Here is a 17,124-nt window from a genome sequence, read left to right on the forward strand (position 1 = left end):
AATCAATGTTTATAAAGTAAAGTTTACACCGAAATTGACGGTTCTCAGCGTCGTGTCACCGCCTTCCGGATCGCCGAAAGTCCATCCCGTGATGACGAACGGGTTACGGACGGCAACGGAGAAACGCATGTTCTGTACGGAGAATCTTTTCAGGAAGTCCTGCGGTACATTATATGACAGTGTGATGTTTTCCATACGCACGAATGTTTTCTTTACATAATTACTGCCGATGTTCTTGGAACCCAGGCGTCCGTAATCGTTCGTCGGATTATCTTTTGTCCAGCGCGGGATATCTACAACGGTGTAGCGGTCGAACATTCCTCCCGTATTGGCTGCCCGGTTGAAGGTTCCGTATTGCCCGATGTGCGAATACACCATAAAGGATAAATTGAAGTTCTTATAGAATGTGAACTCATTTCTCCAGGACCAGCGGAAGCGTGGAGTGGTGTAACCCTGGAATATTTTGTCATCATTATCCATTACCCCGTCGTTATTCTGGTCGATATATTTGAAATCACCCGGCTTATTTCCATATTTGGCAGCCTCTTCTTCTTCTCCGAGTTGCCAGACGCCGTCGCGTTCATAGTCCCAGATCTGATCCGTATCATGCCCGATAAACCATTTGTTTGCCAGGTCGTCCGCTTCTTTATAACCGATCACATTCCCGTCGGCATCCTTTATTTCTTCTTTGTCTCCGTACAGATGTTTGATCTTCCGCCGGTTGAAAGAGAAGGTTCCGCTCGAATTCCATGAGAAGTTTCTGTTCTCTATCACATTGGCATTCAAGGTTAGTTCAAAACCACGGTTGGTCAGTGTACCCAGGTTGGCCTTCACATTGTCATATCCTAAAATAGAGGGCAGGGAGCGGTTAACCAGCAGGTCGTTGGTTTCGGCCATGTAGGTTTCCATGCTACCGCTCAGTCTGTCACCGCACACAGAGAAGTCGATACCTATATTATAAGAGGCAGTACGTTCCCATTTCAATGTATTGTTCGGCATACGGTTGATGTATATCTGGGAGGTAACATACACATTTCCGTTCTGGTCGATATAGGGATGCAGTCCGGAGTTGAGGGAAGCCAATGCATCATATTGACCGATATCCCTGTTCCCGTTCTGTCCCCAGGAGAAACGGAGTTTTCCGTAATTCAGCCAGCTGCCCGATGCCTCCATGAATTTTTCGGAAGTAAAGACCCATCCTAAAGCCACGGCAGGGAATGTGGCACGCGGATTCATTTGCCCGAAAGCGGAATAACCGTCACGGCGTACCGAGGCTGTGATCAGATACTTATCCTTGAAAGAGTAGAATATACGTCCCATCAGCGCATCCCCCGTTTTATAAGTATCGTTACTGGAAACGGATGGAATGGCTCCTGCTCCGATGTTATGATATCCCAGTACGTCGCTCGGGGTAAATTGCTGGTTCTTGGCTACCGTTTGCCACCATTGTCCTTTTTCCGCATTGAACAGGAATGTCGCTTCTACACGGTGATCCTTTCCGAACTCCTGTTTCCAGCGTACAATATGGTCAAGCAGCCAGTTGAACGTTTTCTCGTTTTTACGTTCCGACTTGCCGCCTTCTCCGGCCCATTCGGGGTGCTGGGACGATTCATGGTTCATGTATTCGTACCAATGGTAACGGGGAGTAAAATTCATTTGATATTCCAGGCCGAAGGGTAGTTTCAGGATGGCATACAAATTGGCATTGAAATCATGGTTTATATCGCGTCTGTCACGGTACAGGTTGTCAAAGAACGGATTTTTTGTATTGTTGTCGCCGGAGGGATACATCCGGTACGGACTATCCAGGTTGTCAATTTCATTAGTCGTGTAAGGCGAATTATGTTCACGCTGGTCGACATCAGCTGCCAGATAACCGCCGATACGGGTTGCGAACTGGGAATTCAGTCCGACAGTAAGAAAAGAAGTAACCTTTGATTCCAGATTCAGTCGTGAGCGGAAGTTCCGGTAGCGGTCGCCGGTTTTTACTCCTTCACGGTCGGCATATCCTAACGACCAGTAATAAGAGAAATTATCCGTACGGTTGGAAATACTGGTGGTATAATCCTGTTGCAGGCCGGTCTGATAAACAATGTCATCCCAATTGGTTTCCACACCATTCAGATAATTTTCAATCTCGATGTTCTGTAGATTCAGACGGGTTAGCCAGGTCGTGACCAGTGTCTTGTCATCAGGCAGGGCTGAACCCGGATTTTTCTGATCGTAATTATACCATGTCAAAGGATCGATTCCCATCGATGACAAGGTTCGCGGGTCGGCATATTTGCCGGGTTGTGCGGTTAACTCGTCTTGTGATAACAAGCCTTCTGCATATTCCTGACGGAAAGCCAGAAAGCCGGCTCCGTCGACAGTCTTAGGCAGTCGGGAATTATGTACCAGGCCGACATTGGCATTAAAAGTGATAACCGGCTTGCCCGTATTCCCCTTTTTTGTCGTAATGGCAATAACGCCATTAGCTGCTTTGGCCCCATAGACAGCGACTGAACTGGCATCTTTCAGAACATCGATGCTTTCGACATCCATGGCATTGATATCCTGCATGGAACCGTCGTAAATGACACCATCCAGTACGATCAGGGGAGCCGAACCTGCGCTTAATGTGTTTTTCCCTCGTATCTGCAGGTCGGCTGTACCGGCTGCATCGGTAGACATACTGATGGATAAACCGGCTGCACTGGCACGTAGCAGGTCCTGGACAGACCGTGGAGCTTCTGCTTCCATTTTTTCTGCTTTTACACGGGAAATAGCACCAGTCAGGTCTTTTTTCTTAGCCGTGCCGTAACCGATAACCAGCACTTCGTCCAGTTCTTCGGTGTCTTCTTTTAGCGTGATTGTGAGCATTTCCTGGCTGACGACAGGAATTTCCTCCGTTACATAACCGATATAAGAGCATACTAATACCGGCTTTTTCCCAGATACATTCAGACTGAACATTCCGTCACTACCGGTTATGGTCCCATTGGTCTTTCCTTTTTCCATAACATTCACACCGATAAGTGCTTCTCCTGAATGATCTTTTACAATACCTTTAACGGTAGTTCTTTGCGCATAGGCCTGACAGATAAACATCCCTGATAAGAATAGTATCAAGGCGAACCGATGAAAAAAACTGAGAACATGATTTTTCATACAAATACTAATACTAGATATCCATCAATCCCCAAGTGGATGGTTATACAAATAAAAGAGGCGTGAGGATTGTTGATTATATCTAGTTGGAGGCCTTCGACTGCCCTGTAGCTAATATAAACAACAACTCACGCCCTTTTATCTAGTATATCCATAGAGACATATGCATATAACAATGCCTATGAACAGATATAACAAGGAAAGGTACGTGAGCGTTCTTGTTGTCTATTATCTAGCTACATTGAAAAGTGTCGAAGTTTCCAACTAAGATAATATCTTTAAAACGCTTCCGTAATCAATAAAATGTACCGACCAATAACGCTTTACCAGTGTGTACGGCAACAAATGTATGGAGAAGTGTTGAATAAAGCAAATAAAAACGAAAAAGTTTTTCATTAGATGATGTCATAATATTCTGAGCTACTGCATCAAAATGATGGTTAATCCCTATTAAATGGTGTTATATTCAAGATTAGAAATAAATGAACCTGTCATTTGTCATATATAAACAGCAAGAAGAATAATGGCAAATGACAAATAGCATTGCAAATAAAAAGTCCATTTGCAATGCTTCATTATCCTTATTAGCAGTGAGTTACACCGGTATATTGCAAATAACAAATAGAATGTTGAAAACTTTGTGTATAAAGGATGTTTTTATCATGCCCCCTTCTTTAAACTATTGCTATCCTCCAGTCTTACTAAATCATAGCCTATAACAAACTAATAGTTAACTCCCGACTCTGAATAATTACCCTGTACAGGATAACTGACCAGCCTGTACACCTTGGCGAATTAACCTGTACACCTTAATCGGTTACCCTGTACACCCTGGCAATAATGAGTCCTTACTTGTCAATTAGTTAGTAGGGAGGAATAAATTAGTATCCCTGCTTTCGCCGGTTAGTTTGTGATTGTATCCTCCGATGATGTAATAAACATTTAGAATATGGGAAATAGGGGATGGAGTCGATGGGGCATTCCAATAAAAAGATAATTGTTGTGAGGAGGATAAATAATAAAAACGCTTGAATAATTGTATCTTCATCCGAAATGTAGTAAATTTGTATAGGTACAAAAAGAACAGGAAATGACTATATTTGATGAATATAAGACATACACAGGTGATGCATCAATCTCCTCTTCCTTGCTTTGGGAATATGACTTGTCTCATTTTGATTGGTGGAAATCAAGAAAAGTAGTAGTTCAACGTGTCATAGAGAGGGGATGGCTAAAGGATTTTTATGCTGCATTTAAATTGTATGGCGGTATAGAAGGATTTAGGGAAATAATAAAAGAAGTTCCCAATTTGTCGTCCCGGGATATGAATTTTGTCTGTATTGCCTTTAATCTTAAAAAAGAAGAACTAAAATGTTACACACGGAAACTGTTGCGAGATCAACTCTTGAACTCTTAAAAATGCTGGAAAGTGAAAGTGTGATGTCAAATTTTAATTTGGCAGGGGGAACTTCTTTGGCCTTATATTTAGGTCATAGAATCAGTGTTGATCTGGTTCTTTTTACACCGGAATCATTTGATGCAGGGAAACTAGAAATATTCCTTCGTGATAAATATGGTTTCTGTACTGACTTCATGGAAAAAAATACGTTGAAGGGAACTATAGACGGTGTTAAGATAGACTGCATCACCCATTCCTATAGCTATCTTGAAAAGCCATACACCGAGTCTGATATAAGATTGTATAGCATGGAGGATATCGTAGCCATGAAACTTTCTGCTGTTGCCGATAATGGTTCGCGGCTAAAAGATTTCATTGATATAGCTTTCCTTTCCACTCGCTTTCCTTTTAATTTAATGCTGAGATTGTATGAGCGTAAATTTCCCGGATCAAATCTCATTAGACCTTTCAAAGCTATTACTTATTTTGAAGACATAGATTTCGAAGAAGATATTGTTATGTTGAATGGTAAATATGATTGGAAACTCATTGAAAGGAGACTGATTGATATGACTCAAATTCAAAATAAAGTTTTTGAGTCGTTTCCGCTCTCTTAGTTTATGTCTCATATGTAGGTTTGCAGAATGGAAAAGTTCGAGGTGTAGTCCTAATATTCTTAATTTTATTCTTATCAATCGATAGCATTATGAAAAAAAAGATTAGTTTGTGTTTATTGGTTCTTGGTGCAATTTATATTTCCTGTGGCTCAGTGAAAGACCGGTCGGAGGAGCAACAGGCCCTTTCTTCTTATGTAAACCCTTTTATCGGGGCATCCACCAGTATGGATGCCGGAGGTTCTTATCATGGTCTGGGGAAGACTTTTCCCGGGGCAACGGCACCGTTCGGTATGGTACAGGTCAGTCCGAATACGATTACCGGAGGGGATAATGGTTCCGGGTATAGTGACGAACATACTTCTATCGAAGGTTTTGCTTTTACACAAATGAGCGGGATTGGCTGGTATGGCGATCTGGGAAACCTGCTGGTTATGCCCACGGTAGGAAAACTGCATACGTTTTCGGGTGCATCGGACGATCCGGATAAGGGATACCGGTCCCGGTACGACAAGTCTTCGGAAGAAGCATCTGCCGGTTATTACGCTGTGATGCTGACGGATTATCAGATAAAAGCGGAGGCAACGGCACTTCCCCATAGTGGAATGTTGCGTTTTACATTTCCTGAAAGTAAAGAATCGCGTATCCAGATAGACCTGGCGAGAAGGGTGGGGGGAACTTCCACCTGGCAAGCCATCGAAGTGATCAATGACCATACGATCCGTGGAGAGATGAAATGTCCTCCCGAAGGCGGCGGTTGGGGGAATGGCGACGGTAAAGCAGATTATACTGTCTATTTCTATGCCGAGTTCTCGAGACCGTTCCGGTCACATGGCGTATGGTCGGCCGATATACCGGATGACTGGACGCGCAAACGTGGAGATATAGAGAGCGAACGCTATCAGGAAGTAGTGAGGAATGCCCGGATCATTCCGGACGTGACTTCTTATGTAGGCAAACATCTTGGATTCTATGCTGACTTTGAGACGGAAACCGGAGATCAGATTCTGATGAAAAGCGGTATCTCTTTTACCAGTATGAGGAATGCGGAAGAGAACCTGCATTCGGAAATGAATGCGTGGGATTTTGATGCGACACTGGCATCCTGCCGGCAGTTATGGAATGACGCACTTTCCAAAATATCCGTGTCTGGCGGGACAGAGGATGAAAAGCATATCTTTTATACAGCCCTTTATCACACGATGGTCGATCCTCGTGTTTGCAGTGATGTAAACGGAGAGTATATGGGAGCGGATAAACAGGTACATGTAACAGACCAGTTTTCTAAACGGACGATCTTTAGCGGCTGGGATGTTTTCCGGAGCCAGATGCCTTTGCAGACGATTATTAATCCGACCCTGATCAATGACCAGATTAATTCGTTGGTTGAGATTGCGGACCAGAGCGGAAATAACTATCTGGAACGTTGGGAGTTGCTGAATGCCTATTCCGGCTGTATGCTGGGAAATCCGGCTATCTCCGTGTTATGTGACGCTTATTCTAAAGGAATCCGTTCGTATGATATAGACAAGGCTTATCAGTATGCTTTGAATACATCCCGGATGTTTGGAAATAATGAGAACGGATATACACCGGGCTCCATTTCCCATACATTAGAATATGCTTACAACGACTGGTGTATGGCCCGTTTGGCCGAATGGCTAGGGAAAGAGGCGGATAAGGATGTTTTTGATCGTAGGGCAGGAACTTATACGACCCTGTACGATCCGGATTACGGATGGTTCCGTCCCCGTAATGAAAAAGGGGAATATTTGCCGTTGCCGGAACAGGGAAGACTGGCCGAAGGATATGGCTGTGTGGAAAGTAATGCCTACCAGCAAGGCTGGTTTGTACCTCATGATGTGGAAGGTATGATCAAACTGATGGGCGGACGGGAAAAGGTGCTGGCCGATCTGACGGATATGTTTGAACAAACACCAGCCAACTATTTATGGAATCAATATTATAATCATGCCAACGAGCCGGTACATCACGTGCCATTCCTGTTCAACCGCCTAGGTGCTCCGGAGCTTACACAGAAATGGACGCGGGATATTTGCCGGAATGCTTATAAAAATTCGGTGCTGGGATTGGTCGGTAATGAAGATGTCGGCCAGATGTCTGCCTGGTATGTGTTGGCGGCTAGTGGATTACATCCTGTTTGTCCGGGCGATCAGCGGTATGAACTGACGAGTCCGGTGTTTGAGAAGGTTGTCTTCAATCTGGACCCGAACTATGCTGAGGGAAAGACATTTGTGATTGAAGCTCACAATAATAGCCCTGAAAATATATATATCCAGCAGGCAACTCTAAATGGAAAGCCTTACGATAAATGTTATCTGATGCATGCCGACCTGATGAAGGGAGGAACTTTAATATTGCAGATGGGAGCAAAGCCTTCGGATTGGGGGAAATAGATGATCCATCGTTTCACTATTCGATGGGTATAAAGCGTAGATAAAACAAAAGCGGTAAGACTGTGTCTGCCGCTTTTGTTTTATCTGCATTCTCCAATATAACGATTAATTTTCGTCAGCAAACATCGGGTCCCAGGCCGGAAGACGGGTCGGTGTTTGTTTGAGGACGTCTTTTACTTTGTCGGTGATATATTTCTTATCGACTACCAGACGGAACATATATTCGTTGAACCATTCGTCGGTCATGATCAAATGTCCGTTGTTGGCACCCGGTCCCCAACTGTTTTCAACCATCCATTTTTTCGGTTGGCCGTTGCTGTCCAGGTCTACAGCCATTAAGGTCATGGCATGCGACGAACCGCTGGCGAATGTCTGGATACGTTGTTTCTTATCCATACCGAAAGTGGTACCCATCAGTGAGCCGTAATCGTAATAGTTCACGTCCAGCAAACCACGTTCACGATCGAAGAATTTACCCACGTCGCAAGAGAAGTACATCATAGTGCTGTCTTTGATAGAGGCAATAGCCATTTCCTTGATGTCCTCTATCGGCAGGTTAACGTATGTCCAGTTCTTGCCGTCATAACGGTGGCGGTCGAAGTCGATTTCATATAACTTATAGTATTCGCGGCTTGGATCGTTCATCAACATGACATAATTGTTTGTCAGGTCTTTGCCGATATATTCATCGAAGAATGACTGGGGCGTGTATTCTTTCGTTTCAACCGGATTGCCTTTGGCGTCTTTGCGTGTCCAGGTAAATTTCGTAGGCGGTTCACCCAGGTTGAGGACCAGCATCCGGTAAATAGTTCCCAGCATTTCGGTTTTATTCTTTTCCAGTGCGGCTACTTTAGCCCCTTTGGCTGACTGGTCGCGTAGTTGCAAGCCAAATTCTTTCAATTTGAGACCGATCAGGTTTGCCATTCTTCCGGTACTCTCGCTACTGTTGGTTTCTACCATTACGTCGGAAGGAACAACGCCGTATTTTCCCAGGATATCGGATATTCCGGTAAACTGTCCTCCGTCGCTGAGCGGATTTTTAAATAACCATTCCACCATCTTGTCGTCCATCGGTTTTTCCCGGGTATCGATGATACCTTGCAGGAAAAGGTTTGCTTTTTCAAGTTGGTCCCAGAAGAAAGAATAGTTTTGTGAGAACTGGAAATCTCCCATATTATATTTAGCGATTGCCTGTGCACGGAATACGTTCAGTCCGGTAAACAACCAGCAACGTCCGGAAGATTTCTGGTTGGTGATGCCTTTACCGTTTACTTTGTGAGAAAAGTAAGTGTCGAAATTGTTTTTGCTTTCAGCGTTTACTGCCAGTTTGTTGATGTCGTTATTACTGATTGCATTATGAATTGCTTTATCAGTCGGTGTTCCTTTGTAAGACTGTTTGATCTGTTGCAGCATCTCCGCGGAAATACCTCCGTCGGCTTGCTGTCCGTAGGCGGATAACGCGATACCCAAGGCCAGGGTGGTTATCCATAGGTTGTTTCGTTTCATGATATAGTTCGTTTATGTTATGTATTTAATCTGTTGCAAAGATAAGGGATACAAATTGGAATGGCTAAAATATGGTAAAAGAAAAATAAGGGATATCCTGGGACAGGAATACCTCACCTGTTATGAATTATTTTTATCTGTAATTGAATAAAGTTTATCTAGTATTGAATTTTATTCAATATAATTCATATATTTGTCCGGATAAGTTATTAGAAAAGCAATAATATGAAACAGGTAAAATTATTATTCAGCATTATCTTCTCTTTTGTTACCGTTGTTTGTTTCGGGCAGTTGATGCCGCTGGCCGATGAGGCGGTAACCCTGAATACTCAAAACGGAGTCATTCATGGAAAAATACTTCTTCCCCCGAGAATGAAATCTTCTCCTGTAGTCTTGTTGATTGCCGGATCTGGACCGACCGATATGGATGGTAATTCTGCGATCGGACAAATGACGAATAATTCTTTGAAGTATCTGGCCGAAGATTTGGCAAAGCAGGGTATAGCTTCTTTACGTTTTGATAAACGGGGAATAGCATCCAGTGCACCGGCAGGAAAGAAAGAGTCTGACTTGCGTTTTGAGGATTATGTCAACGATGTGAAAGGCTGGATCGATTATCTGGGAAAGGATTCACGTTTTATCGGTATTACGGTGATCGGCCATAGCGAAGGTTCGTTGATCGGGATGCTGGCATGCCGTAATAATCCGAAAGTAAAGGCATTTGTTTCTTTGGCTGGGGCGGGAAGACCGGCTTATGAGATAATAGAAAAACAGCTTTCGTCCCAACCTGAATCTGTCAGGAATATGGTTGCTTCTATCAATGATTCGTTGAAGCAGGGTAAATTAGTCCCGAATGTGCCGTTCGGTATGGAGGCATTGTTCAGGCAATCGGTCCAACCCTATATGATATCATGGTATAAATATAATCCTCAACAGATAATTAAGGAGTTGAAAATTCCGGTGTTGATCGTACAAGGGAAAAATGATATACAGGTTCTGGTGGAAGATGCGGAGTTGTTGAAGAAAGCGGCTCCTTCTGCAACACTTCTTTTGATAGAAAAGATGAATCATGTACTGAAAGATTGTGATACGACTGATCCTCAAAAACAGATGGCGGTGTATGCAAATCCTTCTTTACCGGTTAATGCCACTTTGATTTCGTCGTTAAGTTCGTTTATTAAAGAGAAAAAGTGATTATGGGAGAAGTCAGAAAACGCTTGCCGTTGCAGTGTCCTGCCTGTGATTCCCCTCTGAGAGTGGGGAGGTTGTTTTGCGGGCAATGCGACACGGAGGTTTGCGGGAACTTTGAACTGCCTCTTTTGGCACGGTTGACCGAGAAAGAACAACAGTTTATCGTTGATTTTATTAAGTCGAGCGGAAGCCTGAAAGACATGGCGAAGAGTATGGGAGTGAGTTATCCTACCGTCAGGAATGTACTGGATGATCTGATTGATAAATTAAATAAGATAGAGTAGTTATGAAAAGACAGTGGTTAAATTTTCTTGTTAATCCGTTTGAATGGATTGCCGGAGGACAAGCGTTAGGGTGGGGATTATTAGGAATGGTAGTTTCTACAGTTATATGTTATCTTTCCGGCTGGCATTATCACGGGTTGTTACATTTTGGTCCGGCACCTAATCCGGCCTGGTGGTGTTATGCGGTGGAACATTTGGTTGTCTGGATAGTCCCGGCTGTGTTGTTTTATCTGGGTGGATTGATCCTGTCACGTTCACGGATAAGGGTGATCGATGTCTTGGGGACTGTCGCTTTTGCCCAGTTACCTTTTATCTTTATGAATTTATTCAATATGCTGCCTCCGATGCAAAACCTGGCGAAGATCGATATGAATGTGCCGCCGATGGAACTAATGGCTCAACCCGGTTTCCTGGTCGGGATATGGCTGTCGTTGATCGGTATGTTATTTTTGGTGTGGGCATTGGTATGGATGTTCAAGGCTTTGAAAGTGTCCTGTAATCTGAAAGGATATCCGTTAGGTATTCTTTATTGTGTGGCTGTGTTTGGCGGAGATATTCTTTGCCGGTATCTGATTGGTTTATGTTATTAATATATTGCAGACACGGACTTTACGGTTCTTGTATAAAGAGTTATCCGTAAATCCGCGTCTGTATTATAATTAATGTATAGAATACTTATTTCTTAGCCAGGAACTTTTTGCTTAACCATTTTCTTACCGGTTCGTCATATAGTTTCAGGCACAGATAAGCCACAACTATATTTAAGGTAAGAACACCCAGAACCATTTGCCAGGTTTCTCCGAGAGTGAAAAGCTGCTTGTCGATCAACCAGGCATAGAACAGGTACATGAACGGATAGTGTATGATATAAAGCGGGAAAGAGATATCCCCTAAAAATTTACAAATCTTCGTAGACTTTATATCCGTAGTCGTTCCCGATGCTCCCAACCAAATAAGGATAGGGAAAACGATGATGATGCAAAACGATTCGTAAAGTCCGTTTATGCAAATCGGATCGGTTCCTTCCAGATAAGGAACTGAGAACAATCCCAGTAATATAATTGAACAAATCCAAAAAGCGCCTCTAATCTTTATGGGTTTGAAGTTACGGGATAAGAGCATACCCATGGAGAAAGGGAAAAGCATTCGTAACAATCCGCCGATAAAGTTCACGCCATCCAGTGTCCAACCCACTCCGATATTACCGTATCCGGAAACATTGAGGGAAGCGAACGCAGCCAGTGCCACACCCATCAAAAAGACGACTACAGTCAATGCTTTGGTGGATAATCGGCGAATAAACAAGGCATAAAGAATATTACCGATATACTCGAAGAATAATGACCAGCTGGGACCGTTCAACGGAAACATTTCGCCATTCCCTCTGACATCGTAACTGGCTCCCGGTATGGCGGGTATGAAAAACAGAGAGCAAAGCAAAGATAACATAACTGTGGAGATAGCCACATGTGTTCCGTCCCATTTTACACTGCCTTGAATAAGGAAAGTGATAAGACCCAGAACCGCTCCCATGATAACCATCGGATGCAGACGGATTAAACGGCGTTTAAAGAAATCTTTCAGGGTTAAACTCTTTGCCCAACGGTCGTCGTAAGCATAGCCGATAACGAAACCGGATAGGATAAAAAAGAAATCCACAGCCAGATAGCCATGGTTGATACCTCCGATGGTATCGCTGCCTCCGGCAAAAGCGTAGCCTTCGTACACATGATACCATACGACTAAAAGGGCCGCAACCCCTCTTAATCCGTCAAGAAGGTCGTAATGAGGTTTAGTGTCTGTAAATGCAGCGGAAGAAATGTTTTGCATGATAAAATTTATAATTTAGATTATTATTGTAAGCTGTTGCCTATGACGCCCCAAAATTAGAGAACTTCCGTCTTCTAACATTTGTCCTACGTCAAATTTTGCCGGGGAAAGATTATTTCTGAGCTCTGAGACGGCTGAGTGTCGACAACGTTATTCCCAGATATGAAGCGATATATCCCAGTTGTGCTCGCTGGCAAACCAGAGGAAACTGCTGTTTAAATTCTTCGTATCTATCTTTGGCTGATAATGTAAGGTGTTCTTTATGTGAACGGTGCAATCGTCTGTATTCGTTTTGATGAATGACTCTTCCCCAATTGGCTAATTCAATATTTGTCTCAAACAGCCGTAATAAATCGGTCAGTGATATTCTATAGGCAACAACGTCTTCAAGTGTTTCCACAAATTCTTCACTGGGTTTGTTATAGTATAATTCGTCCATGCTGAATACAATTCCCCCCTCGTCAGAAAAGGAGGTCGTTATTTCTTCCCCGTTTACCAGCCAGAAAGAGCGGGTCATTCCTTTCTCTATGAAATAGGCTGATTTGCAAAACATATCTGCCTTTATCAACTGATATTTTTTAGGGAAATGGCATAAAGTCACATTTTCTTTCAATGTTCGTATCGTATCATCAGAAATGGGGTACGAAGAGTTTATCTTTTCTATAACATTCATCATAAGGCAAATCCTAAATTGCTTTCCTTCATATGCAAAAGTAATAGGAAAACACCGAAAACGTGAATAAAATCGGAAGAATAATGCAAAACTACAGAAGTAATCTGCGGAGTGCCGGAATATCTTCTGCTATGTAATCCGCTCCGGCTTCCGATAGTTCTTTGTAATCTCCGAATCCGTATAAAACGCCGATAGAATCTATACCTGTGTTTTTGGCACCGATGATATCGTGTTTCCTGTCGCCGATCATGACGACTGAATCTCGGTTCGTTATATTGTTTTCCTCTAATATATAGTTGATTACATCCGTTTTGGTATGAAGCGAACCATCCAGGCCACTTCCTGCGACGAAAGAAAAATAACTGCTTAATTCAAAATAATCCAGAATGCGTCTGGCGAATATTTCCGGTTTGGATGTGGCCAGTATGACGGTTTTGCCGTTTTGTCGGACTTGTGCCAGCAATTCTTTAATTCCCGGATATAACTCATTTTCCAGAATACCCTTGACAGCATACCTTTCTCTGTATTTGGCAACGGCGATGGTTGCCTGTTCATCGGTAAAATTGTAAAAGTCTTTGAATGAATCCATCAAAGGAGGACCGATGAACGGTGATAATTCGCGTAAATCGTTTACCTGAATGCCAAAATGGTTCAGTGCATATTCAACGCAGCGGGTAATCCCGCTTTCCGAATCGGTAATTGTACCGTCGAGATCAAAAAGGAGGTATTTGTATTGTTTCATTTGTTATCATATTTGAATGTTATTTTTCTCTTGATAGAAAAGTAACCAAAAGATCAAGGCTACATCTGCCTCGCGACTCAGCCTCCTGCGTTCGCTGTCGTCTGTGAACTCGCTTCGCTCAAACAGCACAGCCTCCGGGCGCTCACTCCGGATGCTTCGCTTTACGCTCACCAGATGAGGCCTTTCAGAGGAAGCGGAGCCTCCTTTTAGGGTTGCCGATTCCGACCTTCTATAACAGACTGATACCTATTAACAGACAGTATTGGCAATCCTAAAAGAACGCTTTGCGTTCTTGTCAAGGCCTAAGCGGGTGAACGTCCGCGAAGGGGAAAGACGAAGCGTTCGGAGCATCTGCTGTTTGAGCGTAGCGAGTTCAGAGGCGATGGCGTAGTCTTTCACCGTAGCAGTGAAGCCGGTTAAGCCTTGATCTTTTGGCTACTTTTCCATCAAGGGAAAAGTAGGTTCAATTATTTCTTGGAAGCCCAAACCAATCCGTCCTGCCGGATATGCCATACATTACCGTCTGTTCCGGGCAATGTGATTTCATACATGGAAGGCGTATTGAACAGTTTGATCTGTTTGGCCTGTTCTGCCGGGCATAATTCTTCCGGTTTGAGGGCGGCTACAGATGGTGCATATTCGCCGAAGGTAGCAGCATATTCGTTCTGACGGTAATACAGGTTACGCAGAAGCCATTTAACTTCATCATTCGGGTCTGTTACGAATGGTGTTTCGCCGGTTCCGGCCACTTTATCGGATATCTGTACGAATCCCCAGTATTCCGGCATATGAATATTGATTACCCCTGTCGGAGCCCATACCCAGTTGTATTCACGAATCTTATCTTCGCCTTTGATAGGGACTTTTACGTATTTTCCGTCCTGTATATCCGTTGTCCATTCCACACGTGAGAAGTTCGTACGGATATGTTCGCCGGGTACAGGTTTTTCTTTTCCTCTCGCCACCTGATAGATGGAAGACCAGGGAATGAAAACTTCCACGCTCCATGATTTGTCTGTATCTTTCGGGTTGTTCAAAGTCCCGTCTACATGAACGGCCGATTTCATACCGGCAAACTCCCAGTTGTTCAGGACTTGCGGATTATCCCGGTAAGGTTTGCTCAGATACAGATCCCATTCCGTACCCAGTGAGTTTACTTCATATTCCAGATAGTTATGCGTATCGTTTGTCGGATTGAGGAATATTTCAAAATCGTTATCCTGGTAGATTACGGCATCGTGTTCCGTGATGGTGCCCCATACATGTGGTTCTTCCATCAGAACGGCGAAGTACATACCGTTATCATCATAAGTCATTTTTGCCCGTGTTTGCAGAAGTGGTTTAGGACGTTTGTCTCCTCCGATATCGACAAAGTCGGTAGTCCAGGGAATTGCATCCCATTCTTCGGGAGAGAGTTTGCCGTCTATCTTGATCGGAGCCGGAGCTTTGTAACATACATACGTCGGAGGATTGTAAGCAGCCTGCGGCGTGTAAGTGATCTCTTTCCCTTTCTCCTGTGGCGCTTCTGCACAAGAAAGGAGTAACAATGCTGCGATTGGCGCAGTTAAAACTGTTTTCTTCATTTGTTGTTTAATTTAGTATGTTTATTCTGATTTATTCTGATTTTCAGTTGATTCCTGTATCATTTCCACCGCTGCTCCCAACCATGTATTGATATCATCCGGATAATGTTGGGCGGAACGTGTATCACTGCGTTTATGCCCCAGGCGTACGACGACGGCATTCAGTTCCGGAATGGCAAAAACATATTGGCCGAGAATTCCCCGCATATAAGGAATTTCCATGCCTTTATAGGTAAGATGCCAGAACTGGAAACCGTAACAGTGGTTTGTCTCATTATACTCTTTGAAGGTCAGGCTGGTGTCGGGTGTTGTCGCTTCCGTTATATAGGATTCGGAAACCAGTTGCCTGCCGTTCCAGCTGCCTTTGTTTAAGATTAGTTGTCCGAAACGGGCGAAGTCGCGGGCATTACTGTTGAAACAGCAATATGCTTTTTCGATACCCTCTTTTTTATCCAGGCTCCAGAGCGCATCTTCTTCCGCATTCATTGGAGTCCATAATTTTCTTGAAACGTACGAACTGATGTTCTCTCCGGTCGCTTTTTCTACAATGAGGGAAAGTAGTTGTGTCACCCCGCTCTGGTAGATAAAGTTAACGCCCGGCTCTTCCGTTTCTTTCATGCCTAAAGCGATCTTTTCCAGGTCATCCCCGTAATACAATTTCGTGGTAGGCGAGAAAGGGGAGGAGTAGGCTTCGTCGAAATCCACACCGGCACTCATTGTCAGCAGATGACGGAGGGTCAGCACTTTTCCATTGTATCCCTGAAATTCCGGATAGAAATCGCTGACCGGTTGATCTACGTTTTTGATGAATCCGTCGTCAATAGCACATCCTATAGCTAGCGAAACAATGCTTTTGGCCATGGAAAACGAGTTACTGTGCGATTTAGGGGAATAATCTTCCCAGTATTGTTCGAAAAGTAAAGAACTGTCTTTGATAATGACAAAAGCGACCGTTCCCAGTTCATCAAATACCGGCAGGTATTTTTCGGGGATGGAGAGTTTGTTGTAGTCCTCAGACTGTATCCATGCTTGTGGAGCTCCTGCTTCTATGGTCCGGTTTTCAAAGATCGGATACTGGTTGATCTTCGGGAGCAGATGAATCAGCGCACGACGCAGATAATAATTGGAGGGCAATACCAGATAGCCTCCGATACAACATAGAGCCAGCAGTATTGCCCAACCTGTTTTTTTCATTTATTCCGAATCTTCTTTATACCAGCTTGAATACATGTGGTAGTTTTTAGCAATCTTCTGATTTATCTCTTTCGCCTGTTCCGGGTCTACTTTCTTTACGAACTTAGCCGGTACGCCGGCATAGATACTGCCCGGTTCGACAATCGTCTTGCTCAGTACGACTGAACCGGCAGCTACGATCGCTCCTTCACCGATCACGGCATGATCGAGGACAACCGATCCCATTCCGATCAGGGCACCGTTGCATATCTTAGCCCCGTGTATGGTAACGTTGTGTCCCACCGAAACGTCATCGCCAATCTCTATGGTTGACTTTTCATATAATGTATGTAGTACGGAACCATCCTGTATGTTGACACCGTTTCCGATACGGATCGAGTTTACGTCACCGCGGAGGACAGTCCCGAACCAGATGCTGCAACCGTCTCCAATTTCGACATCGCCGATAATTGCGGCGTTGTCTGCTAAAAATGTGTCTTTACCGATCTTCGGGGTAAAACCTCTTACTGATTTTATTATTGCCATGTTTATATAATTGTAA

14 protein-coding genes are annotated in these 17,124 nt (G+C 43.8%); 6 read left to right on the plus strand and 8 right to left on the minus strand.

Annotation, left to right across the window (positions count from 1 at the left end):
• Window positions 1-9: 9 nt before the first annotated feature.
• Entirely contained in the window at window positions 10-3,150 is a 3,141-nt protein-coding gene (locus HMPREF1535_RS24360) for a SusC/RagA family TonB-linked outer membrane protein (protein ID WP_046147912.1), read from the minus strand.
• A gap of 1,090 nt (window positions 3,151-4,240) precedes the next feature.
• Here HMPREF1535_RS24360 and HMPREF1535_RS24365 point away from each other — a divergent pair.
• From HMPREF1535_RS24365 to HMPREF1535_RS24375, 3 genes are all read left to right on the plus strand, one after another.
• Window positions 4,241-4,567, plus strand: a complete 327-nt coding sequence (locus HMPREF1535_RS24365; protein ID WP_046147913.1) for a DUF6922 domain-containing protein — start codon at window positions 4,241-4,243, stop codon at window positions 4,565-4,567.
• Window positions 4,522-5,166: a nucleotidyl transferase AbiEii/AbiGii toxin family protein gene (locus HMPREF1535_RS24370; RefSeq protein ID WP_046147914.1), complete on the plus strand. Its 645-nt coding sequence runs from the start codon at window positions 4,522-4,524 to the stop codon at window positions 5,164-5,166. Before HMPREF1535_RS24365 ends, HMPREF1535_RS24370 begins: the two co-directional genes overlap by 46 nt.
• An 89-nt stretch (window positions 5,167-5,255) precedes the next feature.
• Window positions 5,256-7,580: a GH92 family glycosyl hydrolase gene (locus tag HMPREF1535_RS24375; protein WP_046147915.1), complete on the plus strand. Its 2,325-nt coding sequence runs from the start codon at window positions 5,256-5,258 to the stop codon at window positions 7,578-7,580.
• A 105-nt stretch (window positions 7,581-7,685) separates the two neighbouring features.
• On the opposite strand, the gene HMPREF1535_RS24380 is transcribed toward HMPREF1535_RS24375, so the two are convergent.
• Window positions 7,686-9,086, minus strand: coding sequence for a C1 family peptidase (locus HMPREF1535_RS24380; RefSeq protein WP_046147916.1), 1,401 nt, complete (start codon window positions 9,084-9,086; stop codon window positions 7,686-7,688).
• Window positions 9,087-9,311: 225 nt separating this feature from the next.
• Between HMPREF1535_RS24380 and HMPREF1535_RS24385 the strand changes: the two genes are divergently transcribed.
• Genes HMPREF1535_RS24385 through HMPREF1535_RS24395 form a run of 3 tightly spaced genes read left to right on the plus strand, consistent with a single transcriptional unit; the run spans window position 9,312 to window position 11,151 of the window.
• Complete coding sequence (locus HMPREF1535_RS24385; RefSeq protein WP_046147917.1) at window positions 9,312-10,280, plus strand: alpha/beta hydrolase; 969 nt, start codon at window positions 9,312-9,314, stop codon at window positions 10,278-10,280.
• A 2-nt stretch (window positions 10,281-10,282) separates the two neighbouring features.
• Window positions 10,283-10,561 carry a DUF2089 family protein gene (locus HMPREF1535_RS24390; RefSeq protein WP_007654224.1) on the plus strand — a complete coding sequence of 93 codons (279 nt, stop codon included), beginning with the start codon at window positions 10,283-10,285 and terminating at the stop codon, window positions 10,559-10,561.
• 2 nt (window positions 10,562-10,563) lie between these two features.
• A complete protein-coding gene (locus HMPREF1535_RS24395) occupies window positions 10,564-11,151 on the plus strand; it encodes a YIP1 family protein (RefSeq protein WP_046147918.1) in 588 nt (195 codons plus the stop codon).
• Between the two features lie 85 nt (window positions 11,152-11,236).
• Here the strand turns inward: HMPREF1535_RS24395 and HMPREF1535_RS24400 are convergent, their stop codons facing one another.
• The 6 genes from HMPREF1535_RS24400 to HMPREF1535_RS24425 all read right to left on the minus strand — a co-directional run bounded on the left by HMPREF1535_RS24400 (window position 11,237) and on the right by HMPREF1535_RS24425 (window position 17,108).
• Entirely contained in the window at window positions 11,237-12,391 is a 1,155-nt protein-coding gene (locus tag HMPREF1535_RS24400; protein WP_010800500.1) for an acyltransferase family protein, read from the minus strand.
• 112 nt (window positions 12,392-12,503) lie between these two features.
• On the minus strand, window positions 12,504-13,067 hold the full coding sequence (locus HMPREF1535_RS24405; RefSeq protein ID WP_010800499.1) for a Crp/Fnr family transcriptional regulator: 564 nt from the start codon (window positions 13,065-13,067) through the stop codon (window positions 12,504-12,506).
• Window positions 13,068-13,155: 88 nt separating this feature from the next.
• Entirely contained in the window at window positions 13,156-13,806 is a 651-nt protein-coding gene (locus HMPREF1535_RS24410; RefSeq protein ID WP_046147919.1) for an HAD family hydrolase, read from the minus strand.
• 467 nt (window positions 13,807-14,273) lie between these two features.
• On the minus strand, window positions 14,274-15,389 hold the full coding sequence (locus HMPREF1535_RS24415) for a carbohydrate-binding family 9-like protein (protein WP_046147920.1): 1,116 nt from the start codon (window positions 15,387-15,389) through the stop codon (window positions 14,274-14,276).
• A gap of 21 nt (window positions 15,390-15,410) precedes the next feature.
• Window positions 15,411-16,583: a serine hydrolase domain-containing protein gene (locus tag HMPREF1535_RS24420; RefSeq protein WP_046147921.1), complete on the minus strand. Its 1,173-nt coding sequence runs from the start codon at window positions 16,581-16,583 to the stop codon at window positions 15,411-15,413.
• Complete coding sequence (locus HMPREF1535_RS24425; RefSeq protein ID WP_007654214.1) at window positions 16,584-17,108, minus strand: gamma carbonic anhydrase family protein; 525 nt, start codon at window positions 17,106-17,108, stop codon at window positions 16,584-16,586.
• Window positions 17,109-17,124 lie beyond the last annotated feature (16 nt).

This window comes from Parabacteroides goldsteinii DSM 19448 = WAL 12034, from assembly GCF_000969835.1.
Classification (GTDB): Bacteria; Bacteroidota; Bacteroidia; order Bacteroidales; family Tannerellaceae; genus Parabacteroides; species Parabacteroides goldsteinii.

What these genes read in the sequence shown, in the direction of transcription:
- HMPREF1535_RS24370 (WP_046147914.1), top strand. Translation starts at nt 4,522, where the DNA reads ATGTTACACACGGAAACTGTTGCGAGATCAACTCTTGAACTCTTAAAA.
- HMPREF1535_RS24385 (WP_046147917.1), top strand. Translation starts at nt 9,312, where the DNA reads ATGAAACAGGTAAAATTATTATTCAGCATTATCTTCTCTTTTGTTACC.
- HMPREF1535_RS24400 (WP_010800500.1), bottom strand. Translation starts at nt 12,391, where the DNA reads ATGCAAAACATTTCTTCCGCTGCATTTACAGACACTAAACCTCATTAC.
- HMPREF1535_RS24410 (WP_046147919.1), bottom strand. Translation starts at nt 13,806, where the DNA reads ATGAAACAATACAAATACCTCCTTTTTGATCTCGACGGTACAATTACC.
- HMPREF1535_RS24425 (WP_007654214.1), bottom strand. Translation starts at nt 17,108, where the DNA reads ATGGCAATAATAAAATCAGTAAGAGGTTTTACCCCGAAGATCGGTAAA.
- HMPREF1535_RS24390 (WP_007654224.1), top strand. Translation starts at nt 10,283, where the DNA reads ATGGGAGAAGTCAGAAAACGCTTGCCGTTGCAGTGTCCTGCCTGTGAT.
- HMPREF1535_RS24420 (WP_046147921.1), bottom strand. Translation starts at nt 16,583, where the DNA reads ATGAAAAAAACAGGTTGGGCAATACTGCTGGCTCTATGTTGTATCGGA.
- HMPREF1535_RS24375 (WP_046147915.1), top strand. Translation starts at nt 5,256, where the DNA reads ATGAAAAAAAAGATTAGTTTGTGTTTATTGGTTCTTGGTGCAATTTAT.
- HMPREF1535_RS24415 (WP_046147920.1), bottom strand. Translation starts at nt 15,389, where the DNA reads ATGAAGAAAACAGTTTTAACTGCGCCAATCGCAGCATTGTTACTCCTT.
- HMPREF1535_RS24395 (WP_046147918.1), top strand. Translation starts at nt 10,564, where the DNA reads ATGAAAAGACAGTGGTTAAATTTTCTTGTTAATCCGTTTGAATGGATT.
- HMPREF1535_RS24405 (WP_010800499.1), bottom strand. Translation starts at nt 13,067, where the DNA reads ATGATGAATGTTATAGAAAAGATAAACTCTTCGTACCCCATTTCTGAT.
- HMPREF1535_RS24360 (WP_046147912.1), bottom strand. Translation starts at nt 3,150, where the DNA reads ATGAAAAATCATGTTCTCAGTTTTTTTCATCGGTTCGCCTTGATACTA.
- HMPREF1535_RS24365 (WP_046147913.1), top strand. Translation starts at nt 4,241, where the DNA reads ATGACTATATTTGATGAATATAAGACATACACAGGTGATGCATCAATC.
- HMPREF1535_RS24380 (WP_046147916.1), bottom strand. Translation starts at nt 9,086, where the DNA reads ATGAAACGAAACAACCTATGGATAACCACCCTGGCCTTGGGTATCGCG.